Origin of the sequence: Micromonospora sp. NPDC049900 (assembly GCF_044461025.1) — a bacterium.
Classification (GTDB): domain Bacteria; phylum Actinomycetota; class Actinomycetes; order Mycobacteriales; family Micromonosporaceae; genus Micromonospora.
Window position 1 is genome coordinate 65,682 of sequence record NZ_JBITKM010000002.1, and the last position, 22,589, is coordinate 88,270.

The 22,589-nt window shown below is 72.9% G+C and carries 24 protein-coding genes; 13 read left to right on the forward strand and 11 right to left on the reverse strand.

What is annotated here, in order from left to right:
- The first annotated feature begins 41 nt into the window (after positions 1–41).
- Positions 42–809 carry a polyprenol monophosphomannose synthase gene (locus ACIBMZ_RS04850; RefSeq protein ID WP_350695142.1) on the forward strand — a complete coding sequence of 256 codons (768 nt, stop codon included), beginning with the start codon at positions 42–44 and terminating at the stop codon, positions 807–809.
- A 54-nt stretch (positions 810–863) separates the two neighbouring features.
- On the opposite strand, the gene ACIBMZ_RS04855 is transcribed toward ACIBMZ_RS04850, so the two are convergent.
- A complete protein-coding gene (locus tag ACIBMZ_RS04855) occupies positions 864–2,477 on the reverse strand; it encodes a phytoene desaturase family protein (protein WP_396691142.1) in 1,614 nt (537 codons plus the stop codon).
- 69 nt (positions 2,478–2,546) lie between these two features.
- Between ACIBMZ_RS04855 and ACIBMZ_RS04860 the strand changes: the two genes are divergently transcribed.
- Positions 2,547–3,980: an aldehyde dehydrogenase family protein gene (locus tag ACIBMZ_RS04860; protein WP_396691869.1), complete on the forward strand. Its 1,434-nt coding sequence runs from the start codon at positions 2,547–2,549 to the stop codon at positions 3,978–3,980.
- Positions 3,981–4,052: 72 nt separating this feature from the next.
- On the opposite strand, the gene ACIBMZ_RS04865 is transcribed toward ACIBMZ_RS04860, so the two are convergent.
- Positions 4,053–4,454 (reverse strand): ChaB family protein, encoded by a 402-nt coding sequence (locus ACIBMZ_RS04865; protein WP_396691145.1) that lies wholly within the window; start codon positions 4,452–4,454, stop codon positions 4,053–4,055.
- Between the two features lie 149 nt (positions 4,455–4,603).
- Here ACIBMZ_RS04865 and ACIBMZ_RS04870 point away from each other — a divergent pair, with 149 nt between their 5' ends.
- The 5 genes from ACIBMZ_RS04870 to ACIBMZ_RS04890 all read left to right on the forward strand — a co-directional run bounded on the left by ACIBMZ_RS04870 (position 4,604) and on the right by ACIBMZ_RS04890 (position 7,369).
- The gene (locus tag ACIBMZ_RS04870) at positions 4,604–5,584 is read left to right on the forward strand and encodes a YihY/virulence factor BrkB family protein (protein WP_396691147.1); all 981 of its coding nucleotides are present in this window, start codon (positions 4,604–4,606) and stop codon (positions 5,582–5,584) included.
- 46 nt (positions 5,585–5,630) lie between these two features.
- Positions 5,631–6,047 carry a DUF2795 domain-containing protein gene (locus tag ACIBMZ_RS04875; protein ID WP_396691149.1) on the forward strand — a complete coding sequence of 139 codons (417 nt, stop codon included), beginning with the start codon at positions 5,631–5,633 and terminating at the stop codon, positions 6,045–6,047.
- A gap of 46 nt (positions 6,048–6,093) precedes the next feature.
- A complete protein-coding gene (locus ACIBMZ_RS04880) occupies positions 6,094–6,555 on the forward strand; it encodes an SRPBCC family protein (protein WP_396691151.1) in 462 nt (153 codons plus the stop codon).
- A 152-nt stretch (positions 6,556–6,707) separates the two neighbouring features.
- Positions 6,708–6,965, forward strand: a complete 258-nt coding sequence (locus ACIBMZ_RS04885) for a hypothetical protein (RefSeq protein ID WP_396691152.1) — start codon at positions 6,708–6,710, stop codon at positions 6,963–6,965.
- A gap of 191 nt (positions 6,966–7,156) precedes the next feature.
- Complete coding sequence (locus ACIBMZ_RS04890; protein ID WP_396691154.1) at positions 7,157–7,369, forward strand: hypothetical protein; 213 nt, start codon at positions 7,157–7,159, stop codon at positions 7,367–7,369.
- 34 nt (positions 7,370–7,403) lie between these two features.
- On the opposite strand, the gene ACIBMZ_RS04895 is transcribed toward ACIBMZ_RS04890, so the two are convergent.
- Complete coding sequence (locus tag ACIBMZ_RS04895) at positions 7,404–7,850, reverse strand: hypothetical protein (protein ID WP_396691156.1); 447 nt, start codon at positions 7,848–7,850, stop codon at positions 7,404–7,406.
- Between the two features lie 141 nt (positions 7,851–7,991).
- Between ACIBMZ_RS04895 and ACIBMZ_RS04900 the strand changes: the two genes are divergently transcribed.
- Entirely contained in the window at positions 7,992–8,366 is a 375-nt protein-coding gene (locus ACIBMZ_RS04900; RefSeq protein WP_396691158.1) for a DUF6401 family natural product biosynthesis protein, read from the forward strand.
- Between the two features lie 52 nt (positions 8,367–8,418).
- Here ACIBMZ_RS04900 and ACIBMZ_RS04905 read toward each other — a convergent pair whose 3' ends face one another.
- Positions 8,419–9,285, reverse strand: coding sequence for a hypothetical protein (locus tag ACIBMZ_RS04905; RefSeq protein ID WP_396691160.1), 867 nt, complete (start codon positions 9,283–9,285; stop codon positions 8,419–8,421).
- A 188-nt stretch (positions 9,286–9,473) separates the two neighbouring features.
- On the opposite strand from ACIBMZ_RS04905, the gene ACIBMZ_RS04910 reads away from it, so the two are divergent.
- On the forward strand, positions 9,474–11,597 hold the full coding sequence (locus tag ACIBMZ_RS04910; RefSeq protein WP_396691162.1) for a SpoIIE family protein phosphatase: 2,124 nt from the start codon (positions 9,474–9,476) through the stop codon (positions 11,595–11,597).
- A 30-nt stretch (positions 11,598–11,627) separates the two neighbouring features.
- Here the strand turns inward: ACIBMZ_RS04910 and ACIBMZ_RS04915 are convergent, their stop codons facing one another.
- Complete coding sequence (locus ACIBMZ_RS04915; protein ID WP_396691163.1) at positions 11,628–12,584, reverse strand: NAD(P)/FAD-dependent oxidoreductase; 957 nt, start codon at positions 12,582–12,584, stop codon at positions 11,628–11,630.
- A gap of 167 nt (positions 12,585–12,751) precedes the next feature.
- Between ACIBMZ_RS04915 and ACIBMZ_RS04920 the strand changes: the two genes are divergently transcribed.
- Entirely contained in the window at positions 12,752–14,131 is a 1,380-nt protein-coding gene (locus tag ACIBMZ_RS04920) for a glycoside hydrolase family 6 protein (RefSeq protein WP_396691165.1), read from the forward strand.
- 185 nt (positions 14,132–14,316) lie between these two features.
- Entirely contained in the window at positions 14,317–14,904 is a 588-nt protein-coding gene (locus tag ACIBMZ_RS04925; RefSeq protein ID WP_396691167.1) for a general stress protein, read from the forward strand.
- 165 nt (positions 14,905–15,069) lie between these two features.
- Here ACIBMZ_RS04925 and ACIBMZ_RS04930 read toward each other — a convergent pair whose 3' ends face one another.
- Positions 15,070–16,059, reverse strand: a complete 990-nt coding sequence (locus tag ACIBMZ_RS04930) for a pirin family protein (RefSeq protein ID WP_396691169.1) — start codon at positions 16,057–16,059, stop codon at positions 15,070–15,072.
- An 11-nt stretch (positions 16,060–16,070) separates the two neighbouring features.
- On the reverse strand, positions 16,071–16,547 hold the full coding sequence (locus ACIBMZ_RS04935) for a MarR family winged helix-turn-helix transcriptional regulator (protein WP_396691171.1): 477 nt from the start codon (positions 16,545–16,547) through the stop codon (positions 16,071–16,073).
- A gap of 275 nt (positions 16,548–16,822) precedes the next feature.
- On the opposite strand from ACIBMZ_RS04935, the gene ACIBMZ_RS04940 reads away from it, so the two are divergent.
- Positions 16,823–17,344 (forward strand): GNAT family N-acetyltransferase, encoded by a 522-nt coding sequence (locus ACIBMZ_RS04940; RefSeq protein ID WP_396691173.1) that lies wholly within the window; start codon positions 16,823–16,825, stop codon positions 17,342–17,344.
- 398 nt (positions 17,345–17,742) lie between these two features.
- On the opposite strand, the gene ACIBMZ_RS04945 is transcribed toward ACIBMZ_RS04940, so the two are convergent.
- Positions 17,743–18,474, reverse strand: a complete 732-nt coding sequence (locus ACIBMZ_RS04945; protein ID WP_396691175.1) for a hypothetical protein — start codon at positions 18,472–18,474, stop codon at positions 17,743–17,745.
- A 392-nt stretch (positions 18,475–18,866) separates the two neighbouring features.
- Here ACIBMZ_RS04945 and ACIBMZ_RS04950 point away from each other — a divergent pair, with 392 nt between their 5' ends.
- A complete protein-coding gene (locus ACIBMZ_RS04950; RefSeq protein WP_350695171.1) occupies positions 18,867–19,676 on the forward strand; it encodes a SigB/SigF/SigG family RNA polymerase sigma factor in 810 nt (269 codons plus the stop codon).
- A gap of 126 nt (positions 19,677–19,802) precedes the next feature.
- Here the strand turns inward: ACIBMZ_RS04950 and ACIBMZ_RS04955 are convergent, their stop codons facing one another.
- From ACIBMZ_RS04955 to ACIBMZ_RS04965, 3 genes are read right to left on the reverse strand one after another with little or no spacing between them, the layout of a single operon-like run.
- Positions 19,803–20,396, reverse strand: coding sequence for a GNAT family N-acetyltransferase (locus ACIBMZ_RS04955; RefSeq protein WP_396691177.1), 594 nt, complete (start codon positions 20,394–20,396; stop codon positions 19,803–19,805).
- On the reverse strand, positions 20,393–21,904 hold the full coding sequence (locus ACIBMZ_RS04960; protein WP_396691179.1) for an APC family permease: 1,512 nt from the start codon (positions 21,902–21,904) through the stop codon (positions 20,393–20,395). The genes ACIBMZ_RS04955 and ACIBMZ_RS04960 overlap by 4 nt, the downstream gene beginning before the upstream one ends.
- A gap of 41 nt (positions 21,905–21,945) precedes the next feature.
- Complete coding sequence (locus ACIBMZ_RS04965) at positions 21,946–22,572, reverse strand: GPP34 family phosphoprotein (protein WP_396691181.1); 627 nt, start codon at positions 22,570–22,572, stop codon at positions 21,946–21,948.
- Positions 22,573–22,589: the final 17 nt, after the last annotated feature.

Below are 22,589 nucleotides of genomic sequence, written 5' to 3' on the forward strand. Positions count from 1 at the left end.
CGCTCACGGGGAAGCCTGTCCGCAGACCGAGGATGTCCCCCATGATCGAACCCGTCCAGTTACCCACGCCGTGGGGGGACGCGCGCCTGACCGTCGTGGTACCCACCTACAACGAGGCGGGCAACCTGCCACTGCTGGTCGAGCGCCTGCTCGCCCTGCCGTTGCCGGGCCTGAAGGTGCTGGTCGCGGACGACAACTCCCCGGACGGCACCGGCGAGGTGGCGGACAAGCTGGCCATCGAGCACCCGGAGCGGATCGAGGTCGTGCACCGGCCGGGCAAGGAGGGCCTCGGCCGCGCGTACGTGGACGGGATCAGCCGCGCCCTCGACGGCGGGGCCGAGTACGTGGCCCAGATGGACGCCGACCTGTCCCACCCGCCGGAGGCGCTGCCGGGGATGCTCGGCGCGCTGCTGTCCACCCAGGCCGGTGTGGTGATCGGCTCCCGATACGTGCCCGGTGGCGAGCTGGACGAGAACTGGCCGCTGTACCGGCGCGCGCTCAGTGGCTGGGCCAACCTGTACGTGCACACGCTGCTGCGGGTCCGCATCCGGGACCTGACCGCCGGGTTCAAGATCTGGCGGGCCGACGCGCTGCGTGACATCGGGCTGGAGCGGGTGCAGTCCAACGGCTACAGCTTCCAGGTGGAGATGCACTACCTCGCCACGAAGCTGGGGCACACCATCCTGGAGGTGCCGATCCGCTTCGAGGAGCGACGCGACGGCGACTCGAAGATGACCACCGCCACCAAGATCGAGAGCGCGTTGATGCCGTTCAAGCTGCGTACCCGGCATCGCGGCATCGAGCGCTGAGCCACCGCGCGGGCCGTGACCGGCCGCGTCGGGGTGGCCGGTCGCCACGACGCCTCAGCGATACACGGCCCGGTGGGCGGTGTCCACCGCCCGGCGATAGGCCCCACCGGTGAACGCCCGGTCCCGGGCCAGCGCGGCCCGGGCCGCGTTGGCCCCCGGCGCCCCGTGCACCCCACCGCCGGGATGCGCCGACGCGCTGGCCAGGAAGAGCCGGTCGACCGGGGTGTCCGCGCGGCCCAGTCCGGGCACAGGGCGCAGGAACAGTTGCTGGTAGGGCGCGGCGGTGCCACCACCGAGGGCACCGCCGACCAGGCTCGGGTTGGCCTCCTCCAGATCGGCCGGCCCGAACACGTGCCGACCGACCACCAGGCTCCGGAAGCCGGGCGCGGCGGCCTCCAGCACCGCCTCCATCCGCTCCACGTGACCGAGCACGTCCTCGCTGCGCCAGTGCCGACGAAACGGCAGGTGCGTGTACGACCAGAGCGACTCGGTGCCCGGCGGGGAGTGGCTGGGGTCGGCCACCGTCATCTGCCCGACCAACAGGAACGGGTCGCGGGGCAGCTCACCTCGGGCGAGCGTCGCGGAGTAGCCGGTCAGCCCGCCGAGATCCGCACCGAGGTGCACGGTACCGACGGTGGCCAGCCGCCGGTTGGTCCACGGCACCGGCCCGGACAGCGCCCAGTCCACCTTCAGCGTCGACCCGTCCCACCGGAAGTGCTCCAGGTCCGCCACCAGCCTCGGTGGTAGCGCCGCCGCGCCGACCAGGTCCAGGTAGAGCGCGGGCGCGGGCACGTCCGCCAGCACCGCCCGGCGCGCCCGGTACAACCCGCCGTCGACGGTGCGCACGCCCATCGCCCGACCCCGGGCCACCAGGACCCGGTCCACCCGGGCGTCGTGGCGGATCCGGCCGCCCCGCTCGGTCAGCCGGGCCACCAGCGCGTCGGTGATCTTCTGTGCCCCGCCGGTCGGCACCGGCCAGCCGACCTGCTGGCCGAGCATCGCCAGCAGCCAGCCGTACAGGCCGGAGCCGGCGTCCTCGGTGGACAGATCGGTGTGCAACGCGCAGCCGGCCATCAGCGCCGGCCCCCCGGCACCGGTGAACAGTTCCTCGCCGAGGCGGCGCACCGGCAGGACCATCCGCCGGGCCAGCCGCAACGCACCGCCGGTGTGCAGCCGACGCAGCATGTCCAGACCGGGGCGTACCGGTGGGAACGGGGTGCCGATCAGGTCCAGCATCGGATCGGCGATGTGCTGCCACTGCGCGTACGCGGCCAGCCAGCGTTCGCCGTCGCCGGGCGCGAACTCCTCCAGCGACGCCGCCGTGACCTCGGGGTCGCGGTTGAGCAGGGCGGCCCGGTCGTCCGGGAAGAGGTGGGCCAGCACGTCCGGGGCGTGCCGCCAGGCCAGTCCGTACCGGGTCAGGTCGAGCCCGCGCAGCACCGGGGAGGCGTAACCCAACGGGTAGAAGGAGCTGTAGAGGTCGCTGAGGTAGCCGGGCGCGGTCACCTCCGCCGAGCGCACCGCTCCGCCCGGCGCGCCGGTCGCCTCCAGCACCAGCACGTCCCAGCCCGCGTCGGCGAGCAGGTTCGCGGCGACCAGGCCGTTGTGGCCGGCGCCGACGACCACCGCGTCGGCCTGCTCGGCGCCGAGAGAACCGGACGACATCATCCACCGACGCTACCCGGGCTCAACCGGGCGAAACGTTTGCCCGGCGACCATCGGGGCATGCAGCGCGCCATGTACACGGTTGCGCAGCTCATCGGTGGGGTGTGGGGGGCCGGCGGGGAGGCCGGTGACCTGGTGGTGCACGACCCGGCGACCGGCGCTGCGGTGACCGCCGCCCCGGTCGCCACCCCGGACGAGGTCGGCAAGGCGGTCGCGGCGGCGCGTGGCGTGGCGGCCGAGTGGGCGGCGACGCCGCCGGCCGAGCGGGCCGCCGCGTTGCACCGGGCCGCCGACGCGGTGTCCGCCGCCGCCGACGAGCTGGCCGAGGCGACCACCGCCGAGATGGGCAAGCCGCTCGCCGACGCCCGGGGCGGCGTCGAGGCCGGCATCGCCACCCTGCGGCAGTACGCCGAACTCGCCCCGGCCCGGGGCGGGCGGACCCTGCACGGCGCGCCCGACGCCCTGGACTTCATGACACCGCAGCCGCGCGGCGTGGTCGCCGTGATCACCCCGTGGAACGACCCGGTGGCGGTGTCCTGCGGGCTGCTCGGCGCCGCCCTCGTCACCGGCAACGTGGTGCTGCACAAGCCGAGCGAACGCACCCCGGCGACCGGGTGGCTGCTGGCCCGCGCGTTCGACTCGGCGCTACCGGCCGGTGTGCTCTCGCTGCTGACCGGCGGGGCGGAGACCGGCGCGGCGCTCGCCGGTGCCGAGGTGGACGTGGTGGCGCACGTCGGGTCGACCGTGACCGGACGGGCCGTCGCCGTGGCAGCCGCCCGCAGCGGTGCCAAGGTGCTGTTGGAGAACGGCGGCAGCGACCCGCTGATCGTGGACGCCGACGTGGACCCGGTCTGGGCCGCCGGGCAGGCCGCGATCGGCGCGTTCGCCAACGCGGGGCAGATCTGCGTCGCGGTGGAGCGCGTCTACGCGCACCGCGACGTGGCCGAGGACTTCGTCGCCGCGCTGGTGGAGCGGGCGGCGGCGCTGCGCGTCGGGCCGGGTGGCGATCCCGCCACCGACCTGGGTCCGCTGGTCGACCGGCGGCACCGCGACCAGGTGCACGGGCAGGTGACGGCGGCGGTCGCCGACGGGGCGCGGATCCGGGTCGGCGGGACGCTGCCGGAAGGGCCGGGCGCCTTCTACCCGGCCACCGTGCTGGACAACTGCCGGCACGACATGGCGCTGGTGCGGGAGGAGACGTTCGGGCCCGTCGCGCCGGTGGTGGTGGTCGACTCGTTCAGCGAGGCGCTGCGGTGTGCCGCCGACTCGCCGTACGGGCTGGCGGCGACCGTACTGACCGGGTCGATGAGTCACGCCCAGCGGGCCTGGCGGGAACTGCCGGTCGGCACGGTCAAGGTGAACGCGGTCTTCGGCGGCGCTCCGGCCGGGGCGGCCCACCCGCGTCGGGGCAGCGGTCAGGGCTTCGGCTACGGGCCGGAGCTGCTGGACGAGTTCACCGCCGTCAAGGCGGTGCACATCGAGGCACCCGGCGGCGGGCACTGGTGAGGACCGCGCCGGTACGCCGAGGGCCCCGACCCGTGCCGGTGACGGCGGGGTCGGGGCCCTCGGGGCGGCGGGTCAGTCGCCGCGTGCCCTGGCGGTCTGCCGGTCGTTCGCCTTCTGGATGGCGCTGACCAGTTCCGGCTTGCTCATGCTCGACCGGCCCCGCACGTCCAGTTCGCGGGCCCTGGCCATCAGGTGCTCCTTGGGGGCGTTCGCGTCCACCCCACCGGCGGTGGGTGCCCGCCGTTCCGGGCCGCCTCCGGCGGCCTGTCGGTCACTCGGGCCCTTGCGGCCCTTGGGCTCCCAGTGGTCGCCCACCTTCTCGAACTCGTGCTTCACGGCGGCGAAGGCGGTGCGGTGTGCCCGTTCCCCCTCGCCGTACGTCTCGACGGCCGAATCGTGCGTCTTCTCCCAGGTGCGCTGTGCCTTCTCCGGGGAGCGCCGCAGCGTGCTGGGCAGTACCTCGCGCCCGGGCATCTCGATCCTCCTCCGTGGTCGGGCCATTCCGACTGGCGTTCCCCGCCCCGGCGGCGCCAAACCCGGAATCCGGTTTGCCGCCGAGCGGCCGGGGGTACCGGCCGGGCCACCCGGCGTACCCTGGTGCCGGTCGTCAGCAGGGAGCGGTGATGACCACGACGAACCCGGACGCCACGGCCGAGGAGCCGCCGGTGTCCGATCTACCCGCCCGGATCCGGCAGTTGCACTGGTCGACGTGGCGGGGCGTGCTGGTCCGCAGCGGGCGCAACTACCTACAGGACAACTGCACCGACTGGGCCGCCGCGCTCACCTACTACGGCGTGCTCGCGCTCTTCCCCTCCACCGTCGTGGTGGTCGCCCTGGTCGGGCTGGTCTCGGACGGGGAACGCACCGTCGACACCGTGCTCGACCTGGCCCGGGACGTCGGGGCGGGTTCGGTGGTGGCGAACGAGAACTTCGTCGGCGTGGTCCGGGGCGTGGTGGAGCAGAACAGCTCGGCCGGGGTGCTGCTCAGCTTCGGTCTGCTCGGCGCGCTCTGGTCCGCCTCGAACTTCATCGCCTCGTTCACCCGCGCCTCGAACACCGTCTACGGGGTGACCGAGGGGCGGCCGGTGTGGAAGCTGCGGCCGATCCAGATCGGGTTGGCGGCGCTGTCCCTGGTGCTGCTCGCCGTGGTGGCCACCGGGCTGATCGTCAGCGGGCCGGTCGCCGACGCGGTCGGCGACCTGGTGGGCGCCGGGGGCGCGGCCCGGACCGCCTGGTCGGTGGTGAAGTGGCCGGTGCTCGCGATGATCGCGATGCTGCTGATGTCGATGCTGTTCTGGGTGGCGCCGAACGTCCGCCAGCCCCGGTTCCGGTGGCTCACCCCGGGCGGGGTGGTGGCGCTGGTCGCCTGGGCGTTGGGTTCCTTCGGCTTCGGCCTGTACGTGGCCAACTTCGGCTCGTACGACACCACCTACGGCAGCCTCGGCGCGGTGATCGCGTTCCTGGTCTGGCTCTACCTGTCCAACTCCGCCCTGCTGCTCGGGGTGCAGATCAACGCGGAGTTGCAGCGCGGACGGGTGCTCCAGTCCGGCGTGCGCGACGCCGAGGAGCCCGTCCTGCCACCGCGGTCACCGGCCGCTTCGTGACCCGGTGCCGGGTTTACCACCCCCTCCCCCGGGTAGCGCAGAAGGCATGGAACGGGGCAGCAGCAAGCACTCACCGAGAGTCGACGACCAGATGGAGCAGGAGGTCAACGGCCTGGTGCAGGGGCCGGGGACCGGCGGCTCCCGGGTCGACGAGTTCCGGGTGCCGGAACCGGCGGGCGAGGACCAGCCGGAGGCGACCACGGTCGTCGGCGGCGAGAGCCGCAGCGGCACGCCGCAGGGCATGACGTCCGAGGACGTGGAGGGCCGCAGCCGGCTGGGACGGTTCATCACGATGACCGCCCTCCCCGGTGACCGGGCGGCCCTGCTCGCGAACGCGCGGGAGAACGAGGCGCCGGCCGATCTGCTCGCCGAGTTGGAGCGCCTGCCGGAGAGCACCCGGTACGAGACGGTGTCCGAGGTCTGGGCCGCACTCGGCCACCGGAACGAGACGACGCGCTGGTGAGGCTGGCCTGCGGCCCGCCCCCGCACCGGCGCAGGAGAGGATTCTGATGAGTGGTGTGACCGAGCACGTGGACGTGGCCGTCCCGGTACGGACGGCGTACGACCAGTGGACGCAGTTCGAGGAGTTCCCCCACTTCATGGAGGGCGTCGAGGAGGTCCGTCAGCTCTCCGACACGCTCACCCACTGGACCGTGGAGATCGCCGGGGTCAAGCGCGAGTTCGACGCGGAGATCACCGAGCAGCTCCCGGACGAGCGGGTCGCCTGGCATTCGACCGGCGGCACCAAGCACGCCGGGGTGGTCACCTTCCACCGGCTCGACGAGCAGAACAGCCGGGTCAGCCTCCAGTTGGAGTTCGACCCGCAGGGCGTCCTCGAACAGGCCGGCGACAAGCTGGGTGTGGTGGACCGCCGGGCAAAGGGTGACCTGCAACGCTTCAAGCAGTTCATCGAGCGACGCGGTCAGGAGACCGGCTCCTGGCGCGGCACCGTCGACCGACCGCAGCCCTGATCCCTTCCGTACCTTCCGCCACGGCCGCCGCTCACCCGGCGGCCGTCGCCGGTGCCGGTGGTCGCGCCGGTGCCGGTGGTCGCGCCGGTGCCGGCATCGCCGGGTCGCGCGGTGCGCCGTTTGGCCGGTGCGGGTGGGGGTAGGGCGAGGGTATGAGCGACGACAGGGTGTGGCGTGACGAGGAACGGCTGCCGTTGGAGGAGCTCGACCGGGCGGTCGCCCGGTCCACGCTCGACGGGCAGTCCGACGACGTGACCGGCAACGACGCCGGGGAGGAGGCCGCGTTCGGTCACGGCCCGGAGGCCGCCGACCGGGGTTCGCAGGTCCCCGGTACGGGTCGCGAGCCGACCGACCCCGAGCGCGCCCACCGTCCCTCCACCACCGGACGTACCGGCCCGGACACCCTCTGACCGCACCACCGGATCATCGCCGATCGGGGCGCGGTATCGGGCTTTTCATCCCGTCAAGCGCCTTCTGTGAAGACGCCACGCCCATGATCGGCGGTGATTGGGTCGGCCGGACGGGTCAGGATTCGGACGGGTCGGACAGATTCGGCCGTTCGGCTGACGGCAATGCCGCGACAGCGCGCAAGACTTTCGGGATGCATCAGGGCTCCGGCTTCCTCACCACGCGTCAACGCCGCCTGGCATGGCTCGGCTTCCTGCTCGCCGCCGCTCAGGCACCCGTCTCCGCCCGCTTCACCGAGGACAGCTCCTGGCTGTTCAGCCTCTGCGTCGCACTGATGGTGGCGACTGTGATCATCGCGGACGACACCGCGCGCCGCCGTCCGGCGGACGCCCGCTCGACGGAGTAGGCGCACCCGGGCCGCTGCGGGCGGCGCACCGCCCTCACCCGGCCTCCGGCGGGCGGGCCTCGTGACCCGTCCGACCACGGGTACGACGCCGTTCCTTCATCTCCGCCTCGTACACGTGCCGCCGGCCCCCGACCAACTCGTCGCGGGCGGTCCGGTCCAGGTCACGGAAGAGCGCGTAGTACCCGTCGTCGAACTCCTCGACGAGCTGGAACGTCCAGCGTCCCGCGATCACGTTGCGACCCACCAACTCGTCGGCGATCCGGTCGGCGATCGCCTCGTGCCCGGCCGCACGGAACATCCGCACCGCCTCGTCCAGCATCAGGTCGGCGTGCCCGATGCGCTGGTGCATCGAGTACAGCTCGCCACGGGCGCGTTCCACGCACTCCAGCGCCTCGCTGAGCCTGCCGAGCGCCTCCACCGTGTCGTCGCTCACACCGGCCGGTCGTCGGTGCCGCTCCTCGGGGCCGTCGGTGGTGTCCATTCGTGCCTCCCTGTTGCCGCCACTGCCCGGATGGGCGGTCGCACGTCCGGGTCCGGATGCCCGGCACGACGACCGGCCGACCCCCTGACCAGCCGTGCGGCCGAGGCCGCCGCCGGTCCGGGTTGGCTAGATTCGTTCCCCATGCGCGTGCCGTCGAACCGGGTTCGGACCCGTACCACCGTCGAGGACAACCGGTCGGCCCTGATGGCGCTCGCCACCGCCATGGGTCTGGACGGGCTGGCCGCCGCTGCCGCCCTGCCCGGCCTGCTCGCCGCCGTCGACCAGCACGCCGCCGCGGTGCGCGACAGCCTCCGGGGCGACGACGCCCCGCTGACCGCCGCCGCCCTGGCCGGCTACGCCGAGGGGCTACGGACCGCCGCCGACGAGCACGGCTGGCAGCCACCGGCCACCCCGGTCGAGTGGGCCGAGGCGGACTGGGTGCTGGTGCGACTGCTCGCCGTCTGCGCGCTGACCGCCGCGCTGGACACCCCGGCCCCGCAGCCGCCGTCGCTGTGACGCGAACGGGTGCCCGCCGTGTGGCGGACACCCGTCGGCGGTACGCGTCCGGTCACCGACCGAACTGCTGGGTCTCGTCACCCGAGTTCCCGGACTGGTACGTGCCCCGTCCCCCGGACATCGAGGACTCCTGCCCTCGCGACATGGCCTGGGTGCGCTCGGCACCCGCCCGGTCGGCCATCTGCCGCTGCATGTCGCTGCGTCCGGCCTGGGTGCCCTGCCGCTGTTCGCGGACGGCCCGCGACTCCTCCGCGATCCGGTGGAGCCAGCCGTCCCAGCGGTTCTGCATGGGCTTGACCAGACCACCGCCCACGCCGACGATCAGGATGCCGGCCACCGTGGCGAGCACCGCGATCAGGACCGGAGTGGTGACGGTGGTGGCGATGCCCACCTGGTTCAGCGCGGCGATGACGCCGAGCGCGATGATGAAGACCGCCGTCAGGTCGGCCAGCACCCGCCCGTACGACAGACCACCCAGCGCACCGCTGACGAGGTCCCGTACCGCGTTGGCGATCGCCGCGGCGATCACCACGATCACGATCGCCACGAAGGCCCGGGGCAGCCAGGCCACCACGCCGCCGATCAGGTTGCTGATCGCGTTCGGACCCCAGACGCCGAAGGCGAACTGAAGCGTGAACAGCAGTACGGCGTAGTACGCCAGGCGGGCCAGGATGTCACTGGCGTCGTACCTGGTCCGTTCGAGCGCGCGCTTGATGCCGCCCCGTTCGACCGCGCGATCGAACCCCACCCGTTCCAGGACCGTATCAACGATCTTGAGCACGGCTCTCGCGATGAGCCATCCGACCACCAGGATCGCGATGAACGCGATGGCCCTCGGTACGAACAGCAGCACCGACCTCCACATGTCGGCCACAGCGTCACCGATGTTGACCTGCCTGGCCGCCAGGGTTTCCGGCATGATGTCCCTCCTGTCGCATGGACTGCCCCGCGCGCATACCCCAACGTCGGGGCGGCACGCCGCGCAGGTCACCTGCTTTTTCCCGACACATCCCGACAGAACGGCCCTGACCTGCCCTGATGGCCCGACCCGAACCGCCGGGCGCATGATCGGAAACACGGGTCGAGGGGTCGGGCTAGGCTGCGGTCATGCCAGGAACGGTCGGGCGAGTCCCCACGCCAGCAGGTCAGGCGCCCCGTGCGCCGGTGCCGCGCGCCACGACCGTCGTCGGCCACCACGAGTGGGGCGCGACCGTGCTGGGCACCCGCGAGTCCTGGGACCCGGCGGTCCGCGCCGCCGTCGAGGTGGTGCTCGCCTCACCCGCGCCGATGGCGCTCTACCTCGGCGACGAGTTGCTACTGCTCTACAACGACGCGTACGCCGAGTTGATCGGCGACCGGCACCCGCAGGCCGTGGGGCGGCCCGCCGCCGAGGTCTTCGACCGGGCGTGGCGGCTGCCCGGCGTCGGTGACGTGGTCGAGCAGACGTACCGCACCGGGGAGCCGTTCCTGGAGAAGGAGGTGCCTCTCCCCCTGCACTCCGACGGCCTCGACCCGTCGGTCTACATCTGGGCCTGCTCGACCGTCCGGGACAGCCGGGGCCGGATCGCCGGGGTGCTGTCGGTGGTCGCCGAGACCAACCCGGCGACCCGCCAGTTGCAGGAGCTCAGCGATTTCGCGGCGGCGTTGTCCGGCACGCTGACGCTCGACGACGTGGCCCGGGTCGCGCTGCGGTACGCGCTCACCTCGTTCGACGCCGACCGGGTCTCGTTCGCCGTCGACGACACCGGCGGTGGGGGCGGCTGGCGGCTGGTCCGCCGGGTCCGTGGCGAACTCGTGGACGAGGCGGACGAGCGGCTGCCCCCGCTGTGGCGGCGCGGGCCGGCGGACTGGCCGGCACCGGCCGCGCTCAGCGCGCGTACCGGTCAGGCCCGGTTCGTCGACGACGGCGAACCGCTGCGCGAGACCGCCGCCGACCGGCACGACCAGCGGGTCCGCGCCCTGGCGTCGGTGCCGCTGCGCGCCTCCGGGGTACGCGGCGCGCTCACCGTCGGATACCGCACCCCGCACACCTGGACCGCGCCGGAACGGGCGTTGCTGGCCGCGTCGGCCGAGTTGGTCGGTCAGGCGACCGAGCGGGCCCGCCGCTTCGAGACCCAGCACGGCACCGCCCAGTTGCTCCAGCGCAGCATGCTGCCGGAGAACCTGCCGAGCCTGCCGCTGCTGCGGATCGCCGCCCGATACGACCCGGGGGTCGACGGCAACGCCGCCGGTGGCGACTTCTACGACGCCTTCGTGCTGCCCACCGGCGACCTGGGGGTGGTGCTCGGCGACGTGGCCGGGCACGACGTGCAGGCCGCCGCCCGGATGGGACAGGTACGCGCCGCGCTGCGGGCGCTGGCGCTCAACGACCCGCGTCCCGACCAGGTGCTCGTCGGGCTGGACCGGCTGGTGACCAGCCTCGGGTCCGAGACCGGCACGTACGAGCTGTTCGTGACCGTGGCGTTCGGGGTGATCGACGTGCAGCGGGAGCTGCTCACCCTGGCCAGCGCCGGTCACCCGGCCCCGCTGGTACGGCGCTGCGGGCCCGGGGGCGAACCACGGGCCGAGTACGTGGACGTGCCGACCGGCGCGCCGCTGGGCATCGGCTACCACCCCGCCACCGGCACCGTCGCGTTCTCCCCCGGCGACACCCTGCTGCTGTTCAGCGACGGTGTGGTGGAGCGCCGACGGCAGGGGCTGTCGCACGGCCTGGCCCGCCTGGCGGAGTCGGTGGCCGCCGCGCCCAGCGGTGACCCGAGGGCCCTCTGCGCCACCGCGTCGTCCTCGGTCCCCGGTGCCACCGAGGACGACGTGGCCGTCCTGGCCGTCGAGTACGCGCTGCGACCGAGCCGGTCGGCCCGGATGGAGGTGCCGGCCGAGCCGACGGCGCCGAGCCGGGTCCGGCACTGGATGACCGCGCTGCTCACCGAGTGGCGGGTGGCCGAGTCGGTGATCGGCGCGGCGGTGCTCTGCACCAGCGAGTTGACCACCAACGCCCTGCTGCACGCCGGCACCGAGGCCCGGGTGGAGATCGACCTCAGCCCGGAGCGCCTGCTCGTCTCGGTGGCCGACTCCGGGTCCCGGGGCACGGTGACGCGGGCCCGCACCGACACGCTGAGCAGCCGGGGACGCGGGCTGGGGCTGATCGAGGAGCTGAGCGACGCCTGGGGCACCGACCCCACCGTGCGCGGTTCGACCGTCTGGTTCGAGATCCTGCTCCCACCCGGCTGACCCCGCCCGGCGGGCGACCCGGCCCGCGCCTCAGGTCAGCCGCTGGACCAGGGCGCGGCCGAGGTCGCGGCCGGACCGCCAGGCGGTCTGCACCCGGGACTCGCCGAAGACGTCCCCGGCCAACCCGATCCCGTCGCCGTCCAGATGGAACGCGACGTGCTCGCCGGAGGTGGGCTTGGCGTACGTCCAGCGGTGCACGTGCACGTGCTCGGCGCGCTCGGGTAGCGCGAGCAGGTCGCGGACGGCCGCCTCGACGGCCGACGCGGCGCCGGTGGGCTGCGCGAGATGACCGGCGGCGAACTCCGGCGTGGTGTGCGCGACCAGCACCGGTGCACCGTCACCGCGCCGGTCGCCGTCGTCGCAGACCAGGCTGAGCAGCGGATGGTCGTTGACGAAGGCGCCCCGGAAGTCGGACCAGCGTCGGGTCGGGAAGCGCAGCACGGCGGAGAGCGTCGGCGCCCAGCGCTGCCGCCCGGCCGCCTCGGTGGCGTCGGCCAGGGCCGGGTCCAGCAGCAGCGCCGCCTGCGGGCCCGGCATCGCCAGGACCGCCGCCGCGCACGCGGTGCCGTCCACCAGCGGACCGGCCTCGACGCCGAGCACCAGCCGGTTCACCACCACCGGCAGGTCGCGGGCCAGGTGCTCGACAAGGGACCGCAGACCCCGGGGAGCGGACCAGCGCATCGGCCCGGCGACCTCGCGCCGCCCGGTGCCGTCGTAGGAGACGAAGGTGTCGGTCCACTCGTGGGCCAGGCCGGCGGCCTCCCATTCGCGTACCACCTCGGCGAACTCCGGATCGCTCACCGTCAGGTAGGCCGCGCCCAGGTCGGCGGGGCGGCCGTCGAAGCGTTTGCTGGCCATCCGCCCACCGGCCACCCGACCGCGTTCGCGGATCTGGACGGGCACGCCGGCCCGCGCCAGTTCCGCCGCGCAGGCGACGCCCGCGATCCCCGCACCGACCACCACGACACCCGTCCGATCCAGACCCATCCGGTGATCGTATTCGCGACCTGGCCCACGTGGCGGCGACCGAGCGGCGACCGTCGATCCTCCGGATACTTCCGGAAGGTCTTCACAAGTTCGCAACCGGCCCGTACCTTGTCGGACATGTGGGAGCGCTTCCACGCACTGTCTTCGATGCATACGAGGAGCAGTCCATGAGAACCCGAGGCACCTATGCCGTGGTCGGCGCCGTCGCGACGGCCCTGACCGTGGTCGCCACCGTCGGCGTGGGCGCGTTGCGTCCCGCGCCCGCCGCCGCCGCCGACTCCGTGTTCTACGTCGATCCGGACACCAGCGCCGCCCGCTGGGTGGCCGCCAACCCGAACGACTCCAAGGCCGCCGTGATCCGGGACCGGATCGCCAGCGTCCCGCAGCCCCGCTGGTACACCACCACCAACACCTCGACCGTACGCGCCGAGGTCAGCTCCTTCGTCACCGCCGCCGCCAACGCCGGCAAGATCCCGATCCTGGTGGTCTACAACATCCCCAACCGCGACTGCAGCAACCACAGCGGGGGCGGTGCGCCCAACCACTCCACCTACCGGCAGTGGGTGGACCAGGTCGCCGCCGGGCTCGGCGGTCGACCCGCCACGATCATCCTGGAGCCCGACGTACTCCCGATCATGACGAGCTGCATGAACGCCAGCCAGCAGGCCGAGGTCCGGGCCTCCATGGCGTACGCCGGCAAGGCGCTCAAGGCCGGCTCGTCGGCGGCGAAGGTCTACTACGACATCGGCCACGGCGGATGGCTCGCGCCCAGCGAGGCGGCTGCTCGGCTCAACGCGGCGGACATCGCCAACAGCGCCGACGGCATCTCGGTGAACGTGTCGAACTACCGCCGCACCGCCGACGAGGTCTCGTACGCCAAGCAGATCATCCAGGCCACCGGCATCTCCCGCCTCAAGGCGGTCATCGACACCAGCCGTAACGGCAACGGCCCGGCCGGCTCGGAGTGGTGCGACCCGCCGGGGCGGGCGATCGGCACGCCGAGCACCACCGCCACCGGCGACTCGGCGATCGACGCGTTCCTCTGGGTGAAGCTGCCCGGCGAGGCCGACGGCTGTATCGCCGCGGCCGGACAGTTCGTGCCGCAGCGGGCGTACGACCTGGCGATCGCGGCCGGCCCCCCGCCGACCACCACCCCGCCGACGACGACCCCGCCGACCACCACTCCCCCCACCACCACGCCGCCGACCACGCCGCCCCCGTCCAACCCGCCCGCCGGAAGCTGCGCGGTGACGTTCACCCCGAACACGTGGGCCGGCGGCTTCACCGCCGAGATCCGGGTCACCAACCGCAGCGTGGCGCTCACCGGCTGGACGCTCGCCTTCAACGCCGGCTCCGGCGTACGGCTGAGCAACGGCTGGAACGGCACCTGGAGCCAGTCCGGTGACCGCATCGAGGTCCGCAACGTCGCGTACAACGGCAGCGTGCCCGTCGGCGGCACGATCAGCGTGGGCTTCCAGGGCACCTACAGCGGCAGCAGCCTGCCGACGCCCGGCCCCTTCACCCTCAACGGCGGCACCTGCGCCTGACCGGCGCGCCCCCAGGACCACACCGGGCCCACGGGCCACCACCACAGACCGGGCCTCCGGCCGACACCGCGACAGCGGCGGCCGGGGGCCCGGTCGCCTGCGCGGGACCGGCCGGTACCCGATCCGCCACGGGCGTTACCGCTCGCCCCAGGCGGGAACGCGAGCCGAGACGAAGGAGGAGACCCATGACCACACAGTCGAATCCCTCGGCGTGGCAGCCCGGCGTGACCGGCGGCGACACCCTCCCGTCCGGCCCCGGAGGCCGCACCGCGGCACCCAGCGGCGACGGGCACGGCCCACCGGCCGGACCGCCGACCGTGACACTGGGCGCGTACCCGGACTATCCGTCCGCGCAACGCGTCGTGGACTATCTGGCCGACAACCGCTTCCCGGTCGAACGGACCGCCATCGTCGGCACCGACCTCACCCTGGTGGAGACGGTGCTCGGTCGGCTGACCACCGCGCGGGCCGCGCTGATCGGCGCCGGTACGGGTGCCTGGCTCGGACTGTTCATCGGTCTGCTGTTCGGCATCTTCACGGTCGGCAACTGGCTGGCCGTGCTCCTGGTCGGCCTGGTCATCGGTGCCGTCTGGGGTGCCGTGTTCGGCGGGGTCGCGCACGCCATGACCGGCGGCAAGCGGGACTTCACCTCGGCCAGCTCACTGCGGGCCAACCAGTACGCGGTGACCGTCGAGGCGGACGTCGCCGAACAGGCCCGACAGCTCGTGGGCCGACTGCACCTGGGCGGTCGCTCGGCACAACCGGCGACCTGACATCACGCGAGGCCCACGGGTGGGAACTCTCCCGCCCGTGGGCCGCTTCGCGTGGTCAGGGCCGCGCTTCCCCGCAAGGTCACGACAGTGAGCCCGACGGCACGAGGTGGGGAGTCGACCATTCCCCGGTCGCGCATCGGGGCGGGCCCTCCCCGAGGCGACCTGTCAGGGCCGGTCGCCCTGACCACCGCTGTGCGGCACCCGCTCCGCCGGGACGACGCCGAGCCGACCCGCCTGGTAGTCCTCGAACGCCTGGATCAGCTCGTCCCGGCTGTTCATCACGAACGGGCCGTACTGCGCCACCGGCTCGCGGATCGGCTGCCCGCCCATGATGTAGAGGTCCAGCGTCGGGGTGCGGCTGTCCTGCCGGGCGTTGGCCTTGAACCGCAGCGCGTCGCCCGGGCCGTGCACCGCGAGCTGCCCGGTGCGGACGCCGCGTCCGTTCGCGCCGACCGTGCCCCGGCCGCCCAGCACGTACACCAGGGCGTTGAAGTCCGGCCGCCACGGCAGGTCGACCTGCGCGCCGGGCTCGACCGTCACGTGGGCGACGGTGATCGGCGTGTACGTCGATCCGGGTCCCTGGTGCCCGGCGATCTCACCGGCGATCACCCGGACCAGCGCGCCACCGTCCGGCGTGGTGACCAGTGCCGCCTGGTTGCCCCGGATGTCCTGGTATTTCGGCGGGTTCATCTTGGCCACCTTGGGCAGGTTGACCCAGAGCTGGGTGCCGTGGAACAGACCACCGCTGACCACCAGGTGCTCCGGCGGCGCCTCGATGTGCAGCAGGCCACTGCCGGCCGTCATCCACTGGGTGTCGCCGTTGGTGATGGTGCCGCCACCGCCGTGGCTGTCCTGGTGGTCGAAGACCCCGTCGATGATGTACGTGACGGTCTCGAAGCCGCGGTGCGGGTGCCAACTGGTGCCCTTCGGCTCGCCCGGCGCGTACTCCACCTCGCCCATCTGGTCGAGGTGCAGGAACGGGTCCAGCTCGGTGGTGGGTACCCCGGCGAAGGCCCGGCGCACCGGGAAGCCCTCGCCCTCGAAGCCGCTGGGCGCGGTGGTCAACCGGCGGACCGGACGGATGACGGTGGTCGACTCGTCGAGCTTGGGCAGTCGGGGCAGGACGAGGACGTTGTCGACGGTGATGGCGGGCATCGGAAGCTCCTTCAGCTCTCGCGGGGGGCGGTGCCGGCGGTGCCCTGCAACCGCTGGCCGAGTCGGGTGAAGACCGTGGTCAGGCAGGCGATCTCGGCATCGTCGAGGTCGTCCATCAGGTGGGTGCGGACCGAACGCAGATGGTGCGGGGCGGCCTCGCGCAACGCCATCAGCCCGGCGGCGGTGAGCACCGCCTCGCTGCCCCGCCCGTCGTCCGGACAGGGCTGCCGGGCGACCAGGCCACGCCGCTGCATGGAGGAGACCTGGTAGGTCAGTCGACTGGGCGAGAAGACGAGCCGACCGGCGAGCTCACCCATCCGCAGCCGCTGCCCCGGGGCCTCGGCGAGCAGCACCAGCACGTGGTAGTCGGCGAAGCTCAGCTCGCTGGCGGCCCGCAGGTCGTCCTCCAGCCGGGTGAACAACCGCTGGCTGGCCTCGATGTAGGCCCGCCAGGCGGCCAGTCGCACCTCGCTCAGGTTCTCCGTCATGGCGCCACCGTAGCACTTATTCAAGATTTGAACAATGGAGCCCCGGGCAGCACCATCTGCACCACACTCCCCAGGTAGATGATTCGGTCAAAATTTGAAGCGACACCGCGCCGACCCTCGCCGATCTTGGAGGAGTGGCGGGCGTTCCGGGGCTTGTGTGCCTTGTGTCGCTACCACAAGTCCATGATCGCGGGGGGCGTGCCCGCGGGGCGGGGCGTGCCCGTCGTGGGGCATGCTCCCCGACGGAGGACGCGGCTGTGCGACACTTTCGCGTCGTGGAACTGACCGGCCCCGGCCTGCTGCTACGCCCCTGGAGCACCGCGGACGCGCCCGCCGTGCTGGCCGCGTGGCACGACCCGGCCATCGCCCAGTGGAACCCGCAGGGCGACGCGTTCGACCTCGACACCGCCCGGCAGTGGGTTCGGTGGCGGGCCGACTGGTCCCAGGGCACCCACGTCTCGCTGGCGGTGGCCGACCCGACCCGACCGGAGATCATGCTCGGCTCGGTCTCGCTGCACCGCATCCACGCGGGCGACGCGTCGATCGGCTACTGGATCGTCGCCGCCGCCCGCCGACGGGGCCTGGCCTCGGCGGCGGTCCGACTGCTCACCGAGTGGGCCTTCCGCGACCTGGGCCTGCACCGCATCGAGCTGTGCCACGCGGTCGCCAACCCGGCCTCCTGCCGGGTCGCCGAGCGGGCCGGGTATCCGGTCGAGGGCACGCTGCGGCAGTCACACCGCTACGGCGACGGCCGACGCTACGACGAACACCTGCACGCCCGCCTCGCCACGGACTGAGCCCTGCGGCGACGGCGCGCCAGCCGGGTCAGGAGACGGCGAATATGCCGGCCACGCCCAGCAGGACCATCACCAGTACGGCCAACAGCGCACCCCGCTCGCTCTCCACCGCCTGCTCGCGGTGCTCGGTCACGGAGTTCGTCATCTCGCCGTGCATGGTGCGGCCTCCTCGCTGCTCGGGCCGAAGCCGGGCCCACGGCACCGGCACGGACGGCCGGCGGGACGAGCCCGATCCGGGATGGTGAGGCCGGGGCGGCCTCCGGGTGGTCACGCCGACGCGCACGGCGATGTCGCCCGGCGCACCGGGGCGTACCGACCCGCGACTGGCTTACCCACCTGGAACAGGGAAAACCCGAAAGAGGCCCGGATTTCTCAGCCGATGGACGGCCGGCGCGGGCTCAGTGGTGCGCGGGCAGCGGGCGTTCGGCGTACGGCACGTCCGTCGACCCGGACTCCGGAGTGTCGAGCACGGTCAGCCCACCCGGGTACGCGAACGACGCCCGGGGCGAGTAGTAGCCCCACCCGATGGTGAGCGGGTTCTCCGGCCGCAGCGCGTACACGGGGTGCTCCGGGTCCAGGAACTCCACCGACTCGATCTCGAAGGAGGTGCTGGGCTCGGCGACCACCGGGTAGATGCTGCTCACCAGCCGGTCGTGCAGTGCGGTGACGTACCGGTGGTGGCCGTTGTGCACGGCGTGACCGGTCTCACCGGCACGCACCCGGGCCCGGATCACCGGCACGCCGCCGATGGTGGTCTCGGTCACCAGTTCGTGCCCGTTCGCGACGATGGTGGTGTCACCGGTCAGCGCGGGAGCGCCCCGGCCGAGGGCGTACTGGCGGACCAGTTCGCTGGAGGTCACGTAGTGGGTCCACCAGCCCCCGGGGGTCACGCCGTCGGGCGCGTCCACGCCGGCCAGGGTCACCCCGAGGTAGGTCAGCGAGTACGAGCCGAAGCCGGAGGTCTGGCTCGCGTCGTCCACCACGTACTGGTTCATGAAGACCTGGCCGCCGGGATGCGGGCACAGCCCGGCCGGGACGAGCGCCGCCACCGCGTCCGGATCCGCCGGCAGCCAACTGAAGTACAGCGTCCGGCAGTTCACGACGAGTTGGGGCACCGCGGGGTCGAGCACAACACCTCCGGTCGACAGTTTTCCCGCGACGCTATGCCCGGTCCCACCGACGGGACAACGACGGATAGGCGACAGTCGTCACACCGACCCGGCGGCATCTCCCCCGATCGGCGGCGTCAGCCCGCCGTCCGTCCGGGCCCGCGCGAGTGACGACCGATGAGGGGATCGTCCGAACCGCCCAGTGGAGATCACGAATCACCCTCCGAACCGGCGGTAGTTGATGGACGAATGACCGATTGAGTAGGTTTCATGCCTCAAAATCACTTAAGCACATCGTCCGTTCGGCTAGATTTCTGCGGCACCATCAGGCTAAGGTGACTCCCGAACGGACTAACAGCTCTAAACCAAAGCGTCACGTCTTTATCCGCGGACGAGGTGCAGGGAGGACCACCATGACCGCGCTCACCGAAACGGCGACCGCCCCGGCGCCGAAGCTCGACCCGCGATCACTCTCCGACAGTGCCACCGACCTACTCAACGCGATGGCCGCGCTGCCGGCCGGGCACCCGTCCCGGGCCGCGCTGCGGGACCGGGCGATCGAGGCCTGGCTGCCGCTGGCCAACCACCTCGCGCACCGCTACAGCGGGCGCGGCGAGCCCACCGACGACCTGGCCCAGACCGCGGCCGTCGGCCTGATCAAGGCGATCGACAAGTTCGATCCCACCCGGGGCGTCGACTTCGCCGGCTACGCGATCCCCACCATCATCGGCGAGCTCAAGCGGCACTTCCGCGACCGCACCTGGGACATCCGTGTCCCCCGGCGGCTCCAGGAGCTGCGGCTGGCCATCTCCGACGCCAACAGCTCGCTGTTGCAGACCCTCGGCCGCTCGCCGACGGTCGCCGACATCGCCACCCACCTCAACCTCACCGAGGAAGAGGTCCTGGAGGGCCTGGAAGGTGCCCGCGCCTACAACGCGGTGTCGCTGTCCACCCCGACCGGTGACGGCGACCGGGCGACCGAGCTGGGCGACATGCTCGGCGGCGAGGACAGCGAGTTCGAGCTGGCCGAGCTGCGGGTGGCCCTCGGGCCGGCGCTGGCCACGCTGGACGAGCGCGAGCAGAAGATCCTCACGCTGCGCTTCTACGGCAACCTCACCCAGTCGCAGATCGCCGAGCAGATCGGCGTATCGCAGATGCACGTGTCCCGGCTGCTGGCCCGGGCGCTGACGAAGCTGCGGGGGCAGCTCGACGGTACGTACTAAGGGGGGGTGGCGACGGTGGCCGGGTCCGCACGGACCCGGCCACCGTCGTGTCCGCCGCCACCGCCTCGGCCCCGTCGGCCCGCCCGGGCCGGCGCCCGCGTCGGCCGAGCCGGTGGGACGGACGACTCAGGCGGCGGCGGGCTCCCGCCACATCGGCCAGAACGGCGTACCGTCGGGCAACCGGAACGGCTCCGACACCCGGTACCCGTGCCGCGCGTAGAGGTCACGACCGACCTCGCTGCTCGCCTCCAGATAGGCCGACACGCCGTTGGCGTCCAGCCAGGCGTGGTGGTGCCGCAGCAGCGCCGAACCCACCCCCTGCCCCTGGCGGTCCGGCCGCACGGCCAGCAGCGCCAGGTGGTGGTGGTCCCGGTGCGGGTGGTGGGCGGCGAACAGCTCGTCCAGGTGGACGAAGCGCGGCGTCCACTCCCCGCAGGCGGCGGCCAGCCGGGCGTCGTACTCGTCCGGCGGCGGCAGCGGCTCGCCGACCGACGGCAGCCAGACCGCCACCCCGGCCCGGTCCGCCGTGCCGAACACCAGCCCGTGCCGCATCGCGTGCGCCACGATGATCTCGAAGTTCCCGGCCAGCACCGCCTCCCGCTTGGCCTCGTCCGGAACCAGCCACCGGGTGGCGTCCAAGACCAGGAAGGACTCGGCGATGCGCTCGGCCACCCAGCGGGTGTCCGCCGCCCCGAGGCGGGAGATCGTCGTCACCGTCATCGCCGCGCCTCCGCCTCGACCGGCGACGGCGGGACCATGACCGCGGCGGCGCTCTCCGCTCCCAGCCCGATCCGGGCGTACGTGTCGGGCCGGCTGCTGCGCAACGTCAGCCCCCACAGCGCGCCGAGCAGCGCCGCCACCGGGTACACCGCCGGGAAGGCCCAGCGCAGCGGGGAGTCGGGCTCGACGCCGAGCAGGTTGGCGAAGTTCTGCACCGCCAGCACGATGATGGCGGTCAGCGCGATCGCGGCGATGCCGGGCGCGATCAGCCGCCGCCAGAGCGTCTCCTGGGCGGCGTTGCGGGCGAAGTAGACGATGATGGCGACCGCGGTGGTCGCGATCAGCAGCAGCACACCGAAGCCACCACTGGTGCCCAGCCAGAAGAACAGTTGCAGGACCGGGTCCCAGCCGTTGAACGCGTACAGCAGGATCACCACCAGGCCGAGCGCGCTCTGCGCCAGCGAGGCGGCCTGGGGCGCACCGGTCGTCGGCGAGGTCCGCCCGAACACCGCCGGCAGCACCCGCTCGCGGCCCAGCGCGAAGGCGTACCGCGCGGTGGTGTTGTGGAACGAGATCATCGCGGCCAGCACCGAGGTCAGGAACAGCGCCTGCCCGATGGTGAGGACGGTGTCGCCCAGGTGTGCGCCGGCCAGGTTGAAGATCAGTTCCACGCTCTGCGTGCCGGCCTCCTCGACGATCCGGTCCGGGCCGACGGCCACCGTCATGCTCCACGACGAGAGGGCGTAGACCACCGCGATGATGGCCACCGACAGGTACGTGGCCATCGGCACGGTCCGCTGCGGGTCCTTGCTCTCCTCGCTGAACACCACCGCCGCCTCGAAGCCGACGAAGCCGAGGATCGCCAGCACCAGCACCGCGCCGAGGCCGGGCACGAAGAAGTTGTCCGGCGAGAACGCCGCGAAGCTGACGCTGCCGCCCGCCGGGTTGCCCAACTGGCCGAGGTCGAACAGCACGATGACGGCGATCTCGGCGCAGAGCAGCGCGGCCAGCACCATGCCGTTGATGTCCACGCGCAGCAGCCCGAGCAGGCCCACCAGCGCCCAGGCCAGCAGCGCCACGATCCACCACTGTGGCGTCACGCCGAACAGCCGGTCCAGCACCGGTGCCGCCGCCGCGCCGATGGTGCCGTAGAGCCCGACCTGGAGGGCGTTGTACGCGATCAGCGCCACCCACGCCGCACCCACCCCGGCCGGGCGGCCCAACCCCCGGGCCACGTACGCGTAGAAGGCACCGGCGTTGGCCATCCGGCGGGCCATCGCCACGTAGCCGGCGGAGAAGAGCGCCAGCACGGCGGCGACCGCCAGGAAGGCCAGCGGGATGCCGAGCACCCCGACGACGCCGTAGCCGGTGGTGACCACACCGGCGACCACGGTCAGCGGCGCCGCCGCGGAGAGCACGAAGAAGACCACCGAGGGCACCCCGAGGCGGCCACGGGCCAGTGCCTCGGAGACGTTGCTCGATCGTGGGGTTGTCACTGTCGAGGGCATGACTGCTCCGGATGTCAGGGAGGGGAAGGAAAGGAGCTGACTCAGGGGATGCCGCGCAACACGGCCGCACCCACGGCGGCCTCGGTCTGCCCGACGAGTTCCTTGAGCGGAGCCGGCAGAGCCGGAATGATCAGGTTGAGCCGGTGGTGGGCGCGCGGACCCGCGCTCCACAGCACCTCGCGGGTCAGCCCGGCCGCCGCGACCAGCCCGAGCAGCAGCGCGTCGGGCACGTGGGGCGGATCCGCGCGTTCCAGCGCGGCGCGCAGTCGGGTGGCCGGCCAGGCCGCGACGTTGAGGTCCGTCGGCACGTACGTGACGCTGGTGCGCAGCAGTCGACGCATCTCCTGCCGGCGCAGCACCCCGGCGCGCGCCAGCCGCTCCCCCACCGAGGTCACCGCCGTCTGGGCGAGGAAGCTGAGCCAGGTACGCACCGCCTGGTGCTGTTGCTCGCCGATCAACTGGTCCAGCACGGTGTGTGCCAGCGCGTCGGCCGGTGGACGCCGGTCGACCACGGTGACCTGTCCGGCAGCGACCGTCACGTGTCCATAGAGGACGAGCTCGCCGAGCAGGCCGGCGGCCAGGCCGAGGCTGGTGGCGGCCGGATGCAGCTTGGCCTTGCCCCGGGTGTCGTTGTGCGCGATCAGAAAGAACTCGTCGGCGATGAGCACGCGTCCCCCCTGGCCGG